Annotated in this window: 19 protein-coding genes; all 19 read left to right on the top strand. The window is 64.1% G+C overall.

All coding sequences use genetic code 11. The features are described from left to right. Nucleotides 1-280: 280 nt before the first annotated feature. Nucleotides 281-919, top strand: coding sequence for a hypothetical protein (locus tag N7607_RS22260; RefSeq protein WP_279869139.1), 639 nt, complete (start codon nt 281-283; stop codon nt 917-919). Nucleotides 920-1,173: 254 nt separating this feature from the next. Then, a complete protein-coding gene (locus N7607_RS22255) occupies nt 1,174-1,542 on the top strand; it encodes a putative holin (protein WP_279869138.1) in 369 nt (122 codons plus the stop codon). Then, entirely contained in the window at nt 1,542-1,868 is a 327-nt protein-coding gene (locus N7607_RS22250) for a phage holin family protein (RefSeq protein WP_279869136.1), read from the top strand. Before N7607_RS22255 ends, N7607_RS22250 begins: the two co-directional genes overlap by 1 nt. After that, nucleotides 1,865-2,617, top strand: coding sequence for a hypothetical protein (locus N7607_RS22245; RefSeq protein ID WP_279869135.1), 753 nt, complete (start codon nt 1,865-1,867; stop codon nt 2,615-2,617). The genes N7607_RS22250 and N7607_RS22245 overlap by 4 nt, the downstream gene beginning before the upstream one ends. 151 nt (nt 2,618-2,768) lie before the next feature. Then, on the top strand, nt 2,769-3,347 hold the full coding sequence (locus tag N7607_RS22240) for a terminase small subunit (RefSeq protein ID WP_279869134.1): 579 nt from the start codon (nt 2,769-2,771) through the stop codon (nt 3,345-3,347). Nucleotides 3,348-3,350: 3 nt separating this feature from the next. Beyond that, a complete protein-coding gene (locus N7607_RS22235; protein WP_279869133.1) occupies nt 3,351-5,348 on the top strand; it encodes a phage terminase large subunit family protein in 1,998 nt (665 codons plus the stop codon). A gap of 12 nt (nt 5,349-5,360) precedes the next feature. Then, nucleotides 5,361-5,579 carry a hypothetical protein gene (locus tag N7607_RS22230; protein WP_279869131.1) on the top strand — a complete coding sequence of 73 codons (219 nt, stop codon included), beginning with the start codon at nt 5,361-5,363 and terminating at the stop codon, nt 5,577-5,579. Beyond that, nucleotides 5,579-7,033 carry a phage portal protein gene (locus N7607_RS22225; protein ID WP_279869129.1) on the top strand — a complete coding sequence of 485 codons (1,455 nt, stop codon included), beginning with the start codon at nt 5,579-5,581 and terminating at the stop codon, nt 7,031-7,033. Before N7607_RS22230 ends, N7607_RS22225 begins: the two co-directional genes overlap by 1 nt. Beyond that, the gene (locus tag N7607_RS22220; protein ID WP_279869127.1) at nt 7,030-8,238 is read left to right on the top strand and encodes a head maturation protease, ClpP-related; all 1,209 of its coding nucleotides are present in this window, start codon (nt 7,030-7,032) and stop codon (nt 8,236-8,238) included. Before N7607_RS22225 ends, N7607_RS22220 begins: the two co-directional genes overlap by 4 nt. Beyond that, nucleotides 8,235-8,870, top strand: a complete 636-nt coding sequence (locus N7607_RS22215) for a head decoration protein (protein WP_279869124.1) — start codon at nt 8,235-8,237, stop codon at nt 8,868-8,870. Before N7607_RS22220 ends, N7607_RS22215 begins: the two co-directional genes overlap by 4 nt. Nucleotides 8,871-8,940: 70 nt before the next feature. Beyond that, complete coding sequence (locus tag N7607_RS22210; RefSeq protein ID WP_279869123.1) at nt 8,941-9,939, top strand: major capsid protein; 999 nt, start codon at nt 8,941-8,943, stop codon at nt 9,937-9,939. A 2-nt stretch (nt 9,940-9,941) separates the two neighbouring features. Continuing rightward, complete coding sequence (locus N7607_RS22205) at nt 9,942-10,253, top strand: hypothetical protein (protein WP_279869122.1); 312 nt, start codon at nt 9,942-9,944, stop codon at nt 10,251-10,253. 1 nt (nt 10,254) lies between these two features. Further along, nucleotides 10,255-10,692: a hypothetical protein gene (locus N7607_RS22200; protein WP_279869121.1), complete on the top strand. Its 438-nt coding sequence runs from the start codon at nt 10,255-10,257 to the stop codon at nt 10,690-10,692. An 11-nt stretch (nt 10,693-10,703) separates the two neighbouring features. Then, a complete protein-coding gene (locus tag N7607_RS22195) occupies nt 10,704-10,919 on the top strand; it encodes a hypothetical protein (protein WP_279869119.1) in 216 nt (71 codons plus the stop codon). Nucleotides 10,920-10,978: 59 nt separating this feature from the next. Beyond that, nucleotides 10,979-11,731 (top strand): hypothetical protein, encoded by a 753-nt coding sequence (locus N7607_RS22190; RefSeq protein WP_279869118.1) that lies wholly within the window; start codon nt 10,979-10,981, stop codon nt 11,729-11,731. A 70-nt stretch (nt 11,732-11,801) separates the two neighbouring features. Continuing rightward, entirely contained in the window at nt 11,802-12,299 is a 498-nt protein-coding gene (locus N7607_RS22185; protein WP_279869117.1) for a hypothetical protein, read from the top strand. 58 nt (nt 12,300-12,357) lie between these two features. After that, entirely contained in the window at nt 12,358-15,699 is a 3,342-nt protein-coding gene (locus tag N7607_RS22180; protein ID WP_279869116.1) for a tape measure protein, read from the top strand. Next, nucleotides 15,699-16,121, top strand: a complete 423-nt coding sequence (locus N7607_RS22175) for a hypothetical protein (RefSeq protein ID WP_279869115.1) — start codon at nt 15,699-15,701, stop codon at nt 16,119-16,121. The genes N7607_RS22180 and N7607_RS22175 overlap by 1 nt, the downstream gene beginning before the upstream one ends. A 55-nt stretch (nt 16,122-16,176) precedes the next feature. Continuing rightward, the coding region (locus N7607_RS22170) for a hypothetical protein (RefSeq protein WP_279869113.1) at nt 16,177-17,035 on the top strand (859 nt) is incomplete at its 3' end.

The raw sequence follows: 17,035 nt of genomic DNA, 5'->3' as shown, positions 1-17,035 counted from the left end.
CACAGCTGCAAGCCCCGTGGTTACTGGCCTGCGGTTGGTGTGTGTAAGGTGTGTAAGGTTTTCGCGCGTGCGCGCATGCATGCGCACATTTTTTCCAGTGGCCTGCATCACCTGAGAGAGACTTTTAATTCCTACGCGAGAACTGAAAACCCTTACACACCTTACACACCTTACACAGATGCCTTGAAAGCATTGTTTTTGCTGGGTTTGAGCTGTGTAGGGTTTGTGTTGGGTTTGGGGTTTGTGTGTTGGGTTGGTTCTGCCGAGGGGGAAACGGGCCATGAATGAGGCAATCGAGGCGCTGTTGGTGCATTGGGGCGACCAGCTCAACAAGTGCGGCTCGGCCGGTGGCTTGGGCAGTGCGATGGGCACCATCGTCGAGTTCAAGGGCTGTGCGCCGCGCGGCGGGGTTGGCGGCAGCAAGTTGTTGCTGGCGGGGGCTGGGCCTGATTACGTGGCCTGCGAGGTTGAGGCGGCGCTGGCGGCGATTGAGCGGGTGGATGGGGGTGTGCTGCTGCATGCCCTGGCGCGGCGCCGGTATGCGTACCGACCGCAGCTGTCCGTAGCCGAGCAGGTTGCGGATCTGGCCATCGGCCGGGGTGATGCTGGGCGGCGGGCTTACACCCGGCTGGTGGGGCGGCTGCATGAGCTGCTGGAGTTGGAGCTGCACAAGCGGCTGGGTGGGTTGGCAAAGGCCCGTGGCCAGGCCAGGCGGGAGGGCGATAGGTTCCGCGCTGCCTCGGTTCGCCAGGCTGTGAGGGCGCACCGTGGGCGTGGGGCTGAGTTCGAGGCGCAGCAGGGCGGGCAGGGCGCAATTGCCGCACACAAGGCCCGCAGGGCTGGCGGCGCGGCGCCGCAAGACGACCGCTCGTCGGGTGACTCGGCGCCGCCGAGCTTTGCCGAGCTTTCCCCGGAATAACCGTTAAAGGGGGGTTATCGGTTTGTCCTTTCGTTGGTAGAAAGTCACCACGATTCGATAGGTACGCCTACCGAGCAACAGAGCGCACAGTGCTGTGCCGCTAAGCCCCAGGCCACCCCGCCTGGGCACCTGCAAAACCCCGCCCACTGTGGCGGGGTTTTCTTTTTCCGATTGGTTGCTCAGGCAGGCGGCCAGTCACTTGCCCCTCACGGCGGGGCTTTTTCTTCTGGCCGGTGGCCGCATGGGAGGTAGTGATGGGCGAGCCGGTATCCACGAGTGCGGGAGTGGTGGCGGTGGCCGGCGCTGCCGGCCTGGGCTTGGCAGGCTTCATTGCCGGCATCAACGGCGAGGCCATGACCGGGGCGCTGCTCGGCGCGTTGATCTACTTCACGACCACCCGCGAGCTGGGTCTTGCGCTGCGGGTGTTGTTCTTCATGGTGTCGTTCGTGATGGGCTATCTGTTTGCCCCGGCCATCGTGGAGTTCGAGGTGTGGGGGATGCATCCCTTCGCCTATCCGGCGCCGGCAGGCTTTGCGGCCTCGCTGTTGGTGGTCACGATTTCCCTCGGACTGGTCAAGAAATTTGGTGATCCGGCTTCGCTGGAGCGCCAGAGGGGGCAGTGATGTTGAGCTATGTCCTGACTCAGGTGGTGTTCTGGTTGTGTGTGGTGGTGTTCATTCGCCTGTTCACTTTCCAGCGTGGAGACGCTCGCTTCCGGCGCGGTATCTCGTGCCTGGCGGTGGCGGTGATGTTCAGCGCTGGCGTGACGATGATCCACATCCTCAAGGGTGACCTGGTGTTGCCCCCGGGCGCCTGGCCGCTGGTGGTGATGCTGGCAGTGTTCGCTGTGTCTGTGATGCGCACGGGCGGCAACCTGGCCGGTGTGTTGCGGCCTGAGTCGGTGACGTACACCGGGCCAGATCGGCGGCGCACGGCGCACACGCAATGAGAGGGACGATCAGCGCGTTTGATCTTGAGGATGCGCTTGCCGAGCTGCAGGCGTTGGGCAGTGATGTGGCCGGCGAGGTGCTGGCCGATGCGCTCAACCACACGGGCAATCAGGCGCGGCAGCTGCTGCGGGCTGGTATGGATGAGGCCTTCGACCGGCCTACTGCCTGGGTGAAGAACTCGATCTATATGCAGAACGCCACGCCAAGCAATCCGGTGGTGGCGCTGTGGGTGAAGGACGGCAAGCTGGGCGGCAAGGGTCGCGGCTTCGACGAGTGGTTCAACCCGCAGGTGGCAGGTGGCGAGCGCTTGAACAAGGGCTCGGAGAAGATGCTGCGCGAGATTGGTGTGCTGCCTGCTGGGCGGTTCATCGTGCCAGCGGCCGGAGCGCGGCTCGATAGCAATGGCGGGATCAGCCGCGGGCACATGATGCAGATCCTCTCGGGTCTGCGCGCATTCGGTCGTGCTGGGGCGGATCACAACGCCACGGGTAGCCGCCGCTCCACCCGCAAGGGGCATGGCTCTGCGTTCTTCGTGATGAAGCGCGGGCGCACTGCAATCGGTATTGCCGAGCGCAGGGGGCAGCAGGTGCAGATGGTGTTGGCGTTCGTGCGTCAGCCGCAGTACCGCGAGCGCTTCCGCTTCTACGACATCGTCCGGCGAGTGGCCGAGGATGATGCGCGGATCGAAACGAACATCGACCTCGCGGTGGTCAAGGCGCTGGGCAGGCGTCGGGGCAGGGGGCGGTAGCCGCGGCGGTGTGCCGGGGGCCCCTGAAAATCCGGAGGCCGCAAGGGTAATTCGAGCCCCGTTTTCGCACTAGTGGCTGGGCGTGGAAGTTAGTTAACAGGGGTTAATCGGGTTAACCCTCGTGGTTCATCGTGGTTAACAGGTATCCCCAATGACTCTCATGGCCAAGGCTGAGTACGCGGATCGGCGCGGCTGGTCTCGCGCCTATGTGTCCAAGCTGGTGAAGCAAGGCCGCTTGGTGCTCACCCCCGAAGGGAAGGTGGACGCCGAAGCCAGCGATGCACAGCTCGCGGCTAGTGCTGACCCCAGCAAGGCTGGTGTAGCCGAACGGCATCACCAGGACCGGGTGGAGAAGGGTGTGTATGCCCACATCGCACCGACAGCCGAGCCGAGCCCGGCCCTGGCAGTGCCTGGACCAGTAGGCCCTGCGCCGGATTACCAGAAAGCCCGGGCCCGCCGTGAGTACGCCCTCGCGCTGCTTGCCGAAGACGAACACCGCAAGAGTCGCGGCGAGCTGGTCGAGCAGGCATTGGTGGACTCCGCTGCTTTCACAGCCGCTCGGGTCTTGCGTGACTTGATGCTGGGTATCCCGCCCAAGGTTGCTGGCGAGCTGGTGACACTGACCGACCCCTGGGAGATCGAGCGCCGCCTGGTCCAGGCGATACGCCGTGCCCTGGAAGATGCCGACCGCCAGCTGCAGAGCGCACAGGGCGACACAGAGACGAACTGAGCCATGGAACAACCGTATGCCGATGGTGCCGCCGCGTACCTGGCGGCATACCGCAGAGGGCTGATGCCCGACCCTGAGCTGTGGATCGACGAGTGGGCCGACGAATACCAGATGATCCCGCCGGACACCGGCGCGGCAGAGCCTGGCAAGTACCACACCGACCGCACTCCGTTTGCCCGTGAGCCGCAGCGCTGCCTCTCACCCATGCACCCGGCGAAGCGAGTGGTGACCATGATCGCCTCTCAGCTGATGAAGACGCAGGTGGCGCTCAACTGGATCGGCGGCAGCATCCACATGGCGCCTGCCAACTTTCTGGTGCTGCTGCCCACGGAGAAGCTGAGCAAGCGGGTATCCGGCCGGATCGACAAGACGATCAAGGCCGTGCCAGTGCTCACCCAGCGAGTGGCCAAGCCCCGCTCCCGTGACGCCCGCAACACCCTGGACACCAAGGAGTTCGAAGGCGGTGCGCTGTACTGCGCCACCGCGGCATCGGCCTCCAACCTGGCAGAGCTTTCTGCTCGGTATGTGTACGGCGACGAGATCGACCGCTGGGAGCTGGACGTCGACAACGATGGCGACCCGGTCAAGCAGGCCGAGGCCCGTGGGTCCACCTTCGGGCGCCGCGCGAAGTTCTACTACTCCAGCTCGCCAACACTGAAGGGCGTCTCGCGCATTTTCGACCTGTTCGAGCAGGGTGATCAGCGGCACTTCTATGTGCCGTGCCCGCACTGCGGCACCTACCAGGTGCTGGAGTGGGAGGGATTGAAGTACACCGACGACTACCGCCATGTGCAGTATCAGTGCTGCACACCGGGCTGCGCGCTGATCGAGGAGCACCACAAGGCCACCATGCTGGAGGCTGGCGAGTGGCGTGCCCATGCCGCAGGCGACGGCGAGACAGTCAGCTTCACGCTCAGTGCGCTCTACGCGCCACCCGGCTGGCTCAGCTGGCCGGACATGGCCAAGGAGTACGACGAGGCCAAAAAACTGCAGGAGAAGGGCGATCCCGGCTCCATGCAGGTGTTCTACAACACTCGGCTTGCCAAGGTGTGGGACAGCGCCGAGGAGATGACCAAGGCCGACGAGCTGCGGCAGCGCGCCGAGGCAGAAGGGCACCGGCTCGGCCTTGTGCCGGCCGGCGCATTGATCCTCACCGCCGCGGTGGATACCCAGCACAACCGGCTGGAGCTGCTGGTGATGGGCTGGGGCGAAGGCATGGAGCGCTGGACGGTGGACTTCCAGGTGATCCCTGGCGACCCCGCCGACGAGCGAACCTGGGCCCTGCTCGATGAGAAGCTGAAGGAGCGGTACCGCCACGTCAGCGGTGTTGACCTGTCGATCTGCGCAGCCTGCATCGACTCTGGTGGTCACCACACGGACGAGGTATACCAGTTCACCCGGCTGCGCCGCTGGCGCAACGTGCTGGCGGTAAAAGGCTCCAGTAAGCGAGGCCGTCCGGTATTGGCTCAACGACCCTCAAAGGTCGACGTCACCTGGCGCGGGAACACCGAGAAGCAAGGTGCCGAGCTGTGGATGATCGGTACCGACACCGCCAAGGACTGGATCTACAACCGGTACCAGCTAGAGGAAGGCCCGGGGGCTTTGCATTTCTCGTCCGACCTCCCGGCCGAGTTCTTCGACCAGTGTGTGGCGGAGCGTAAGGTCACCCGCTACGTGAAGGGCTTCAAACGCATCGAGTGGGTTAAGGCCAAGTCAGAGCGCAACGAGGCGCTCGACCTCATGGTGTACAACCTGGCCGCTGCCCAGTTTCTGGGTTTGCATCGGTATCACGAGCCACAGTGGAGCAACCTGCGTGCTGCGGTGGGCCAGGGCAACCTGTTCGCTGTGCCTCAAGCCCCGGCGCCCAGTGCAGCGGATGATGACGAGCCCGGTCCAGTGCAATCGCCGCAAAGGCCTCAACCGGCAGCACCTGCTGCTACACCACAGCCCAAGCCAACTGGCCGGCGTACCTCGCGCAGCGGGTATCTGAGCCGTCGATAAGCCGAGGTCAGCATGAGCACTGCACAGCAGCGCCTGGATGAAGTCCGGGCGGCGATCAAGGTCATCCTGGAGAAAGGCCAGAGCGTGCGTAAGGCAGACCGCCAAATCGAACGCGCCGAGCTGGCCAGCCTCCGGATGTTGGAACAACAGTACGCCGCCGACGCGGCGCGGGAGGCCCAAGTAGGGCGTCCACGTCAGGTGCGGATCTACAGCCGCGGCAAGGGGGCATGATGGCTCGGAGAGTTCGCGGCTCTGGCCGCCTCCGCAACAGCTACGAGGGAGCCGGCCAGGGCCGGCGTGCGCAGGGCTGGGATGCCCCTGAAGCTGCGCTGAATGCCGTAGCCATCCCGGCTTTGCCAACCCTGCGGCGCCGTTCACGCGCAGCCGTGCGCAATGACCCCTATGCCTTCAGCGCCATTGACCGCCGCGTCAGCAGCCTGATCGGTACGGGCATCACCCCACGTGCCAGAATCGCTGACCCCGGGATTCGCTCGGCGCTCAACCTGCTGTGGGATGACTGGACGGACGAAGCGGACGCCGACAACCGCACCGACTTCTATGGTCTGCAGGCAGTGATTGCCCGCGTGGTGGAGGAGAGCGGTGAGTGCTTCGTTCGGCTTCGCCAGCGCAAGCTGGAGGATGGTCTGGCGGTGCCCTTGCAACTGCAGGTGCTGGCCCCGGAGTTCTGCCCGACCGACCGCAACTTCACCACCCGGCGCGGCAACATCGTGCGGGCTGGTATCGAGTTCGACCCGGTTGGCCGTCGGGTGGCGTACTGGATGTACAAGAGCCACCCGGGTGACTTCCGCGCGGCAGGCGCCACCTATAACGAACTGCACCGCATCCCTGCAGACCAGGTGCTGCATATCTTCGAGCCACTGGAGGGTGGGCAGCTGCGAGGCGTTCCGCGTCTGGCTCCAGTGCTGCTGCGCCTGAAGTCGCTCGACAACTACGACGACGCGGTGTTGTTCCGCCAGGAAGTGAGCAACCTGTTCGCCGGCTTCATCACCAAGCCCCGCCAGGAAGGTGGGCCGCCGGTACTGGATCCGCTCACAGGGCAACCGATTCAGGCTGACCGCGATGGCACGCCTATGGCGGCCATGGAGCCCGGCACCCTGCAGGAGCTGCTGGAGGGTGAGGAGATCGAGTTCTCCGACCCGCCCGATGCTGGCAACACCTATGTCGACTTTATGCGGCAGCAGCTGCAAGCCGTTGCTGCGGGTGTTGGCCTGCCATACGAGCTGCTGACTGGCGACATGGCCGACATCAGCGACCGGGTTTTGCGGGTGCTGCTCAACGAGTTTCGGCGCCGCATCGAGCAGTTGCAGTTCTCGGTCTACGTGTTCCAGCTATGCCGGCCGGTTCGGGCTGCCTGGCTGGACGCGGCAGTGCTCTCCGGGGCTATCGATCTGCCGGACTACGCGACCAAGCGTCGTGAGTATCTGCGCACCCGCTGGGTACCGCAGGGCTGGGCGTACATCCATCCGGTGCAGGACGTCCAGGGCAAGCTGCTGGAGATTGGCGGTGGCCTTTCCAGCCGCAGCGAGCACGTGCTGCGCACCGGTTACGACGCCGAGCAGATCGACCAAGAGAACGCCGACGACAAGGCCCGGGAGAAGACCCTGGGCCTCAACTACACCACCGCAATCGCCGCCCCCACAGGTGGCAAAGAGGACGAACAATGATCAAGCACAAGCACCTGGCGCTGGCCTTGTCCATCGCCCTGGCAGCGCCTGGCTTCGCTTTCTCGGAGCCACCGCGCATCTTCAATAAGGCTGCCGGCATGCCCGAGTTGCAGGCCGAGCACTGGTACAGCATCCGCGATGTGGGTGAGGGTGATGCCAAGGTCATCGAGGTCTTCATCTACGGCGAGATCGGTTACTGGGGCGTGACCTCGGGGGACTTCATCCGTGACCTACAGGCGCAGGACGATAGTGTATCCAAGGTGCTGGTCCACTTCGACACCATCGGGGGCGACCTCTTCGACGGCATCGCCATCCACAACACCCTGCGCGCTCTGGGCGAGCGTTGCACCGGGCGTATCGATGGTGCGTGTTTCAGTGCAGGTAGCGTGGCCGTCTGCGGCGCTCATCGTATCGAGATGGCCGACAACGCCCTGATGATGATCCACAACCCCTGGACGTGGATGGCCGGCGGCAGCGAGGAGCTGCGAAAGATGGCCGACATGATGGACAAGGCCCGCGAGGGAATCATCGCCAGCTACCAGCACCGCGCGCTGACGGTCGATGAAGCCGAGCTGAGTCGCATGATCGACGAGGAAACCTGGCTGACCCCGGCCGAGGCCAAGGCGTTCGGCTTCGTCGACGAGATTCTGGGTGCTGGCCAGCCTCTGGCCCGCAACGCTGCGATGGGCAAGATCCTCAATCGCTATCGCAATGTGCCAGAGGCAGCGCGGCAGCTGGTTGCCGAGGTCGAGCCGGAGCTGGCGCCAGAGCCGACGCCGGCCCCTGAGCCGGAACCAACCCCGGAACCGCAGTCGCCAGAGGCTGCGGCCCTGGCCGCTCAGCTCGCTGTCGACTGTGCTGCTGCCGGGCTCTCGGCTTGCCTGCCCGCGCTGATCAAGTCCAGCGGGCTGAAGAGCGCCGAAGCGGTGAAAGCCGAGCTGACCCGAGCGAAGGCCATCCATGCCGTCTGCGTCGTTGCCAAGTTGCCTGACGAGGCCTCCGGCCTTATTGCGGCAGGTGCCAGCCCCGACGAAGCGCGGTTGCAGCTGTGGGACAAGCTCGCCAGCAACAGCGGTGCCGTCGAGATCAGCAGCCTACCGCCGCTGGACGATCTGCCACAAAACTCCGCTTACCAACCCCCGGTGCCTAGCGATGTGTACGCGCGGCGCCGTAATCAAGCCTCTAAAGGAGGAAAACAAGCATGACCATCAAAACCGAAGGCGTGTACGCCGGCGAGTTCCTCCTTTCGGAGGCCAACGGCACCCGCAGCCGCGAGGAGGTGGTCATTGCCGCCGGCTCCGGCATTCTCAAGGCCGGCACGCTGATCGCCTTGATCACCGCCGCCAACGCCCTGACCCCCACTGCCGCTGGCGGCAACACTGGTAACGGCACCATCGGTTCGGTGACGGTCACCAGCATGGCCATCACCGGCAACTACACCCTGACCATCACCGAAGCTGCAGCCAATGGCGGCAAGTTCGAACTGGTGGACCCGACCGGCGCCCTGGTGGGCGAAGGCACCGTGGGGCAGGCGTTCACGGGCGGCGGGCTGACTTTCACCGTGGGTGACGGCTCGACCGACTTCGCCGTCGACGATAGCTTCACCCTCGCGGTGCTGGCCAACCTGGGCGAATACGTCGCTTACGACGATGACGGCACCGACGATGGTCGCCGCGCCGCCAGCGGCATCCTGTTCGCTTCGGTGGATGCCACCCTGAACGATGTGCGCGCCGTGGCCGTGGTGCGCGATGCGGAGGTCATCGAGCGCGTGCTCACTGGTCTCGACACCAACGGCCGCGCCGACCTGCTCGCCAAGGGCATCATCATCCGCCCCTGATCGCTACCAGTAGCACCCCCATGACCCCAAGCCCCGCACCTGCGGGGCTTCGCATTTCTAGGAGCCCAACATGGCCGAGATCACCATTTTTCAGGACGAAGCGTTTGGCGTTGACGCGCTGCTCGCCGTCATCAACGAAGACCACGTACTGCCGGGGCAGATCGCTGCCGCTGGCCTGTTCGAAGAACAGGGCGTACCCGGCACTGTGGTGCAGATCGAAAAGGACGGCACGACCCTCGCTCTGGTCAAGTCCGCCCCGCGCGGTAGCACCGGCCAGGCGGTAACCGGAGACAAGCGTAGCCTGATCCCGTTCAACACCGTGCACCTGCCGCAGACCTTCAAGATTCTCGCCGACGAGATCCAAGGCATCCGCGCTGTCGGTAGCCTCACCGAGCTGATGCAGGTGCAGGCCTACGTGGCCCGTCGCATCGAGAAGGCGCGCCGCCAGCTCGACCTCACCCACGAGTTTCAGCGCATCGGCGCGATCATGGGCAAGGTGGTGGATGCGGATGGCCAGAGCGTGCTGTTCGATATCTTCCAGCGCTTCGACATCAAGCGCCCCAAAGCCTTCAGCATGGAGCTGGGCAGCGACGACACTGACGTGAGTGCCAAGTGCGTCGAGGTGCTGGACACCCAAGAGGATGCGCTGGGTGCCACGACCAGCACCGGCGCCCATGCCTACTGTGGCAAGGAGTACTGGAAGAAGCTGATCGGGCACCCGAAAGTCCGCGAGGCTTACTTGGGCTGGGAGCGCGCTTCGGCTCTGCTGGGTGATCGTCGCCAGCCGTTCGAGTTCGGCGGCATCACCTGGGAGCGTTACAAGGGCCAACTGGGTGGTTCGGCCTTCGTACCGGCTGACCGCGCGTTTGTGGTGCCGACTGGTGTGCCGGAGCTGTTCATCAGCGCCTTCGCCCCGGCCGACTACATCGAGACGGTCAACACCGAGGGCATGCCGTACTACTCCAAGCTGGAGCTGATGAAGTTCGGCAAGGGCGTGGAGGGTGAGGCGCAGTCCAACCCGCTGCACCTGTGCACCCGCCCGGCCTCCATCCGCGAGCTGACTATCTAACCATGGCAGGCTTCGGCGACTTGGTCGACGATCTCGACGACCAGGTGATGGCGAGCCTCAGTGATGAGCTGGTCGACTACCTCTCCCGTGAGGGAGGGGTGTTGGCGCCGAAAGTTCCAGTGATCGTCGACCACGGCGTTGCGCGTCAGGATCGCCTTGAGGTGCTTTCGCTGGTGCGCACGGTCTGCGTGCAGAAGCGCCTCCTGCAGCCATACGACCGTAAAGGCGCCTTCCGCATGGCGGATGGCGTCTGGCAGATCGACGGCATCCATTCCGACGATGGCTCGCTGATCACCTTCTACGTGGTGCCCTGACATGCCTGAAGACATCCAATCGCTGCTCCTCGCGGAGCTACTGGCCAAGCTGCGGGCAATTCCCGAGTTCGGGGTGTCAGTGGAGGAAGAGTTTATCCAGCGCGTGCTGGATGCTGGGGACAGCGACCTTCCCGACACCCTGATCGTAGTGCAGTCCGGAGATACCGAAGAGCTGGAGCGGGTGGGCTCAGGGAGCTTGAAGGAGCGCTTGACGCTCAACATCGCCCTGGCGACTCGCGTTCGTAACTTTGGGCCGCAACTACGGGCAGGTCGGCTCGCCATCAAGGCAGCGCTGCCCGGCACCAAGGCCGGTCTCTCGGTTAAGGGGCTGGTCTCAGCTGCATTCAATCCCGACTCCCTGCTGCCTGGTGGTGAAGGTCGCCGCTGGGCAGTGCGGGTTATGCCTTTGCAACTCACCTACATCCAACAACTCAACTGACAGGAGGCCCCATGGCCAAGCTGAAAGTTACTGCGCCCTTCAATTACCGCGAGGGCGGGCAAACCTTCCATTACCCGGTCGGCACGTATGACGTCGCCGAGCGCTGCTCGGAGAAAACGATCAGTGCTGCCGGTGCCGCGCATGCCGAGCAGATCAAGTCTGGCGAGCGGGACCAAGCGAAAGCCTCGGCCAAGCCCGCTACCAAACCGACCACTTCCGCTGAGTAACCTGCGCCACCCGGTGCGAGCTGCTCCCGAACTGACCGTTCTCCTCGAGGATTTATCCTATGTCTCAAATCGTTGACCGCTCCTTCATCGGTGAAGGGGTGATCTGGGGGCGTGCCTACCAGAGCCAGGATGCGCTGCTGCCGTTCGGCAACTGCGATTCTTTCAACCTCCGCTATGCAACTGACCGCAAGGCGCTGGCCAACTTCATGGGCGGTGGTGGTAACCGCAACGTTCGCGAGCGTGTGACCGATATCACCGCCGGCATCGGCATGTACGATCTCACCAGCCCCAACATCGCGCGCGTCACTCGCTCCACCATCAAGGATGTGGCCGCCGGTGCGGTAACGGATGAGGTGATCTCCTGTGAGGGCATCGAGGGCGAGCTGATTCCCTTCAAGCACATCCCCGACCTGAGCGTCCCTCCGACTCTCAAGACTGCTGCCGACGCTGCCCTGGTGGCCGGTACTGACTACATCCTGAGTCCGCATGGTGTGATCGTTACCTCGGGTACCTCGATCACCTCTGCTGGCATCAAGGCAAGCTACACCCGCAAGGCGACCAGCGAGGTGCACATGCTCAACGGCTCCCAGGTTGAGCTGGAGCTGTTCATCGCTGGCCTGAACGATGCCCAGTCCGGCGAGCCGTTCAGCCTCAAGGTGAACCGCGCCAAGTTCGGCATGCTGCAGGAGTTCCCGGTGCTGGGGCAGGACTACGTCAAGCTGGACGGCCCCTGCGAGATCCTGGCCGACCCGCTGGTGACCGCCACCGACCTGTCGAAGTTCTGCACGCTGACGCAGCTGAAGGCTGCTTAGCAATGACGGCCAGGGATGGCCGTCACTCAGGGAGGCAAGATACAGTGCCGCTTTCCATGGAGGAGTCGTTATGTTTCTACACGCATGCAAGGCTTTCATTGTCATCGCGCTGCTGTCCATGCAAGTGGCGCAAGCAGGCGAGCTGATTAATACAACGGATCGCTTCAAGCAGAAGCGGGAGTTGAAATGGATCAGCTCGGTCAAGAGCTCCGATGCATCACAGATGGGGCTTACGGCCTCAGTCTTCTTCAAGGGGCAAGGCACACCCGAGAAGGCGCTTGTCCATCTGGCCGGTAGCTTTGACCGATTAGAGTTTGCTCAGTGCAACGGAGTGGATTGGCTCGCCGATGGAGTGCCTGTAGAGCGCTTGTCTGGGACATACAACACTGTTCCACGCCGTGATTCGCCAAAGATGATCGAAATCATGGTGAGTATTTTCAGTGTTGAGCAATTGCGGCAGCTGGCTGCGGCGTCTGTTATTGAGTATCGCGTTTGCCGAAGTGAGGGGCGAGTCCCAGATGAGGACGCCGCAGGCCTGCGGCAGCTGGTAGCGGCGTTGGGCCAGTAGACATACCGTTTTTTACGAACCCGCTTCGGCGGGTTTTTTATTGCCTGGAGAAAAGCGCATGGCCGGCATTAAGGATCGCCTGATTCAGTTCATCCTGCGCGGTAAGGACGAACTCTCTCCCGAGGCGAAGAAGTCCGCCGAGGCGCTGGAGGCCGTTTCGCAGGAGGCCACCCGTCTCGGGCAGGCGCTCGATGATGCCAAGGGTGCGCAAGGGCTGGGCAAGGCTCTGGAACGCACCGTGCGCGACGTGGCGCTGGCTCAGCGGAATCTAAGCCAGGCCGAGCAGCAGGTGGTTGACCTGCGTGAGGCGCTCAACAAGGAGCCAGAGGCTGCTGGCCTGCAGCAATCGCTCAAGGATGCAGAGCGTGCTGCCGGCCGTGCGCGCCGTCAGCTCAATGCCCTTGATGCCGAACTGGCCGATGCCGAGAAGGCTGCAAAGGCCGCAGGCATCGACACCCATAACTTGGGCGATGAGCAGCAGCGGCTGGCTAACGAAGTAACCCGTGCCCAGCAAGCACTCGCTGCGAACAATCAGGAACTGAAAGAAGCGCAGCGCGCCCACGCTGCCGCAGCCCGTTCTGCCGCCGAGCACACGTCCCGGGTTGATGCGGTGCGCGCTGGCATGTCGAGTGGCGCCAAGCAAGTCCTCGGCTTCGCCGCAGCCTTCGTTTCTCTGAATGCCATCATGGGCCTTGTTCAGAAAGGACTGAACCTGGTGCGCGATGGCATCTACGCGATGCTGGGTACCGGCGACCAGTACGAGCTGCTGGGCAAGCGCATGTCCTCGCTGATGGGCGGCATTGCCCAGGGCGAACAGGCCACCGCATGGATCAAGACTTTCGCCAAGGACACCCCGCTGGAGGTGACAGAGGTCACCGAGGCGTTTGCGCTACTCAAGTCCTACGGGCTCGACCCTATGGGCGGCAGCCTGCAGGCCATTGTCGACAAGAACGAGCAGCTTGGTGGGGGCATGGAGCGGCTGCAGGGCATCAGCTCTGCCCTCGGCCAGGCCTATGCCAAGCAGAAACTGCAGACCGAAGAGATTCTGCAGCTTGTGGAACGCGGCGTGCCGGCCTGGACGCTGCTGGAGAAAGTCACCGGCAAGAATGCTGCCCAGCTTGCGGAACTCGCCAGCAAGGGCAAGCTCGGCCGTGATGTGATCGCCGGCCTGATCGAGGAGATGGGCCGCAGCGCCGAGGGCGCCGCCGCTGACAACATGAGCACGCTGACCGGCCTGGTCAGCAATCTGTCTGACACCTGGTCCGACTTCCTCAACCGCATCGCCAAGAGCGGGGCACTCGACTACGCGAAGGAGCAGCTCAAGGGCGTAGCCGACTACATCGACCAGATGGACAAGGACGGTCGGCTGGACAAGCTGGCCACGTCACTCAGCAACGCCTTCCAGCAGGGCGTGGAGAGGGTCAAGGAATTTGCTAGGGAGCTAGTAGGGGTCGACTTCACCAAGCTGACTGATGACACCACTGTCTGGCTCAACAACTTCGGACAGAAGCTGGACGAAGCCAAGGTGCGCCTGGAAGCCTTCTGGGCGCCGTTTCGCACCATGGGGAATGTCATCACCGGGGGTTTGAGCCAGGTCGCCGCCAGCTTCATTGCCGGCGCTGCGCAGATCGTTTCTGTCGCGGAGGAGCTGGGCAAGGTGCTGCCGGACAAGCTCGGTGGCCAGGCTCTGGTTGAGAAATCCCAGTCGGCGCTACAGGTCCTGAACGGGCTGTACGAGGGATTTTCGAAACAGGCACAACAGGACGTTGAGGATATAGGTGATGCCTGGGATATAACCAGCCAGCACGGCGTTGATGCGCAGAAAGAGGTCGTTGATGCTGCGGCGCAGGCCGCGGCTCAGCGCGCTGCTCTGGATGAGTCCATCACCGCTCAAGAGGTGGCGAACAGGGCGCGGGCCAAAGCGGCAGCCATCGATGCTGCCGCCTCCGGCCAGCAGGCTATCGAGGGAATGGCCCAGGCCCTGCAACTGGTCAACACCGCCTCCACAGTGCAGCAGCTGGAGAGCCTGCGCGGTGCACTGCTGGCGGCCTATCAGTCCGGCGCCATCGGCCAGGAGGAGTATGCACAGGCCACCACCCTGCTCAACGGCCGCCTGAAGGACTTGGGCTCTGCGGCCGGTGGCGCCGCCAACCTGGTCTCCGACCTGGACGAGAAGCTGGGCGACCTCGCCCAAGTGCAGGCCGCCATCGGCAGCGCCAAGACGGATGTGGATATCAACAACATCCGCGCCGCCCTGCGCAAGCTGTACAACGATGGCGAGATCAGCGCCGCGCAATACAACGAGGAACTGAAGAAGACCAGCGCCCAACAGAAGGAACTCAAGGGCGCGGTTGAGCAGGGCGCCAAGGCGCAGCGGGCCAAGACTGAGGCCGAAAAAGAGGCCATCGTCACCTCCGAGGATCTGCGCCGCGCTAGCGGCAAGCGCATGGAGGAAGAGCGGCGCGCCCTCGGCGAAGCCATGGAGGCTCGGCGCAAAGGCAGCGAGGAGGTCAAGCAGGACTCGGCCACTGTGGCCAGCTACGTCGACGCCGTTATGGCCAGGGCGCGCGAGCCTCTGGCTCAGTTGAGCGCCGCTGCCCTGGAGGCGTTTGACCGCCTGCGCGGGCTGGGTACCACCAAGGTGGCCATCGACACCAGCAGCCTGGAGCAGACTGCCAACTCCCTGGAGAGGGTCAGCCAGCAGTTGGCGTCGGTGCAGGCCGCCGCCTCGGGGCCAGGGCTGAGTGGGTTCAGCCGCTGGCAACTCTCCACCTTGTCCCAGAGCCTGCGCCTGCAGGAGGCCACGTTGGGGCAGAAGCTGCAGCTGCAGAGTCTGATGCAGGCCTACGAAGATGGCTCGCTCGGCCTCGACGTGTTCGTGCGGCGAGCACAGTCGGCGCGCGGCAGCATGGCGCTGCTGGATGATGCCGATCTGGGTCAGCTGGATTCGGCGATTGCCTCTGCCCAGCAGCGCATGCAGCAGTTGGGTGATGCCAGCCGCAACACGCTGGACGGTCTGCGGGATGAGCTGGATCGCCTGCAGGGCAATGAAGAAGACATCGAACGGCGGCGCTACGCGGCTCGCCAGCGTGAGCTTAAGGCGCAGCTGGCAGAGGCGCAGGGGGCAGGTGATGCGCAATCAGTTGCGGATCTAACCCAAGCCCTTGGCGTGCTCCGGCAGATCCAGACCGCCACCGAGGAACAGCGTGCCAAGCAGAGCCTGGAGAAGCAAAGCCAGCCCGCCGTCGGTACCGCCGCGCCACCAGCAGCTCAGCAGCCAGCGCGGATCATTCGCCTGGAATCACCGCGTGGCCGCGCAGTTGAAGTCAGCGTGGCCGATGCGGCAAGTGAAACCGGATTGCTCGACCTCCTCGCGGATGCCGGGCTAAGGACGTTGTGATGGTGATAACTCTCGATAGTGTTGACCTGGCGGACACCCCCGACCTGGCCGGGGAGCAGCTGGAGTGGGTTGATCGGTATGAGTGGGATGCTGTCGAGCAGGCGCAGGATCGCGGCCTGACTGGGAAGCTGATCATTCAGGAGGGCGTCAAGCAGTACGGCCGCCCGATCACCCTGGCCAGCAACGGTGGCGCCTGGTTCACCTTCGCCAAGGTGCAGGCGCTGGAGGTGCTGCGCGATCAGGTGGGCAAGGTAATGTTGCTGACCTTGCCTGATGGCCAGCAGCACCACGTTACATGGAACCGCACCGCAGGCGCCCCCGTGCAGGCGGTGCCACTTTACCGGCAGGCGGTGTACCAGCCCGATGACCTGTTCACCCTCACCTTGCGCCTGATCACCGTGGCGCCCCCGCCCGCCCTTTGAATTGAACCCTCTCTGAGCCCGCCGCGTGCGGGCTTTTTTGTGCCCGGAGAATGGCATGACCATCAATGTTGACGATGTAAAGCTGCTCAAGTCCCAGCGCCTCACCGATGAGTCGGATGGCGGCGGTCGCGCCACTGGCGAGGCCGTGGTAGATGGCCAGGAAAACAACCTGTTCCCCGACATCTCCCGTCTCGACCGCACGCTGGGCCGCATCGCCCTGCGCAAGGCGTTTGCCGGCGTGGTGGCGCAGAACGCTGACGCCTACCTGGGCGCCCACTCCATCGTCACCAAGGCGCCGGCCGATCCTCGCGTGAGCGTGGTGCTGTTCAACACCGACAGCCAGACCGACGAGCGCGCCGCCGCGCGAAACCATATCGAGAGCTACGTGGTGCCCTCGGTGACGGCTCCTTTTGAGCTGCTGGGCAACCAGCTCACCGGCCAGCGCGCGCTCGCCTGCATCCAGCGCGAGGAGCAGCGTCTGCCCGAGGTGGGCGAGGTGTACCAACTGGTGAACGGTGCCAGCACCCAGTACGTGCGTATCACCAAGGTCGAGGAGCGCCTGGAGAACTTCACCTACGAATACTCCAACGGCAACTTCGTCAACTTCACTCGTCGCAGGCTCGACCTCACCATCAGTGCGCCGCTGAGCAGCACCTATCCGGGCGGCCAGCCGACCCCGGCTGGCACCACGCTGCCGAAAAGCGCCGTACTCAGCACCCAAGTGGCGGACGCCGCGCGTTACTACGGCCTGAGCCCGCTGGCGGCAGCCGTGAGCCAGGGCGATCTGACCCTTAAGGTGCAGAGCGTTTACGCGCCCCTGGTACCGAGCGCCACCCGTGAGACCCCGCTAATCGATCAGCTGGGCGGATATCGTCGGCGCACCATTGTGGCCAGCGGCCCGGCCCGTACCTTGG

Origin of the sequence: Pseudomonas sp. GD04019 (assembly GCF_029837695.1) — a bacterium.
Classification (GTDB): domain Bacteria; phylum Pseudomonadota; class Gammaproteobacteria; order Pseudomonadales; family Pseudomonadaceae; genus Aquipseudomonas.
This window is presented reverse-complemented; position numbering and strand designations above follow the sequence as displayed.

Coding starts and splice junctions, on each gene's coding strand:
- N7607_RS22260 (WP_279869139.1), top strand. CDS start 281: ATGAATGAGGCAATCGAGGCGCTGTTGGTGCATTGGGGCGACCAGCTC.
- N7607_RS22255 (WP_279869138.1), top strand. CDS start 1,174: ATGGGCGAGCCGGTATCCACGAGTGCGGGAGTGGTGGCGGTGGCCGGC.
- N7607_RS22250 (WP_279869136.1), top strand. CDS start 1,542: ATGTTGAGCTATGTCCTGACTCAGGTGGTGTTCTGGTTGTGTGTGGTG.
- N7607_RS22245 (WP_279869135.1), top strand. CDS start 1,865: ATGAGAGGGACGATCAGCGCGTTTGATCTTGAGGATGCGCTTGCCGAG.
- N7607_RS22240 (WP_279869134.1), top strand. CDS start 2,769: ATGACTCTCATGGCCAAGGCTGAGTACGCGGATCGGCGCGGCTGGTCT.
- N7607_RS22235 (WP_279869133.1), top strand. CDS start 3,351: ATGGAACAACCGTATGCCGATGGTGCCGCCGCGTACCTGGCGGCATAC.
- N7607_RS22230 (WP_279869131.1), top strand. CDS start 5,361: ATGAGCACTGCACAGCAGCGCCTGGATGAAGTCCGGGCGGCGATCAAG.
- N7607_RS22225 (WP_279869129.1), top strand. CDS start 5,579: ATGGCTCGGAGAGTTCGCGGCTCTGGCCGCCTCCGCAACAGCTACGAG.
- N7607_RS22220 (WP_279869127.1), top strand. CDS start 7,030: ATGATCAAGCACAAGCACCTGGCGCTGGCCTTGTCCATCGCCCTGGCA.
- N7607_RS22215 (WP_279869124.1), top strand. CDS start 8,235: ATGACCATCAAAACCGAAGGCGTGTACGCCGGCGAGTTCCTCCTTTCG.
- N7607_RS22210 (WP_279869123.1), top strand. CDS start 8,941: ATGGCCGAGATCACCATTTTTCAGGACGAAGCGTTTGGCGTTGACGCG.
- N7607_RS22205 (WP_279869122.1), top strand. CDS start 9,942: ATGGCAGGCTTCGGCGACTTGGTCGACGATCTCGACGACCAGGTGATG.
- N7607_RS22200 (WP_279869121.1), top strand. CDS start 10,255: ATGCCTGAAGACATCCAATCGCTGCTCCTCGCGGAGCTACTGGCCAAG.
- N7607_RS22195 (WP_279869119.1), top strand. CDS start 10,704: ATGGCCAAGCTGAAAGTTACTGCGCCCTTCAATTACCGCGAGGGCGGG.
- N7607_RS22190 (WP_279869118.1), top strand. CDS start 10,979: ATGTCTCAAATCGTTGACCGCTCCTTCATCGGTGAAGGGGTGATCTGG.
- N7607_RS22185 (WP_279869117.1), top strand. CDS start 11,802: ATGTTTCTACACGCATGCAAGGCTTTCATTGTCATCGCGCTGCTGTCC.
- N7607_RS22180 (WP_279869116.1), top strand. CDS start 12,358: ATGGCCGGCATTAAGGATCGCCTGATTCAGTTCATCCTGCGCGGTAAG.
- N7607_RS22175 (WP_279869115.1), top strand. CDS start 15,699: ATGGTGATAACTCTCGATAGTGTTGACCTGGCGGACACCCCCGACCTG.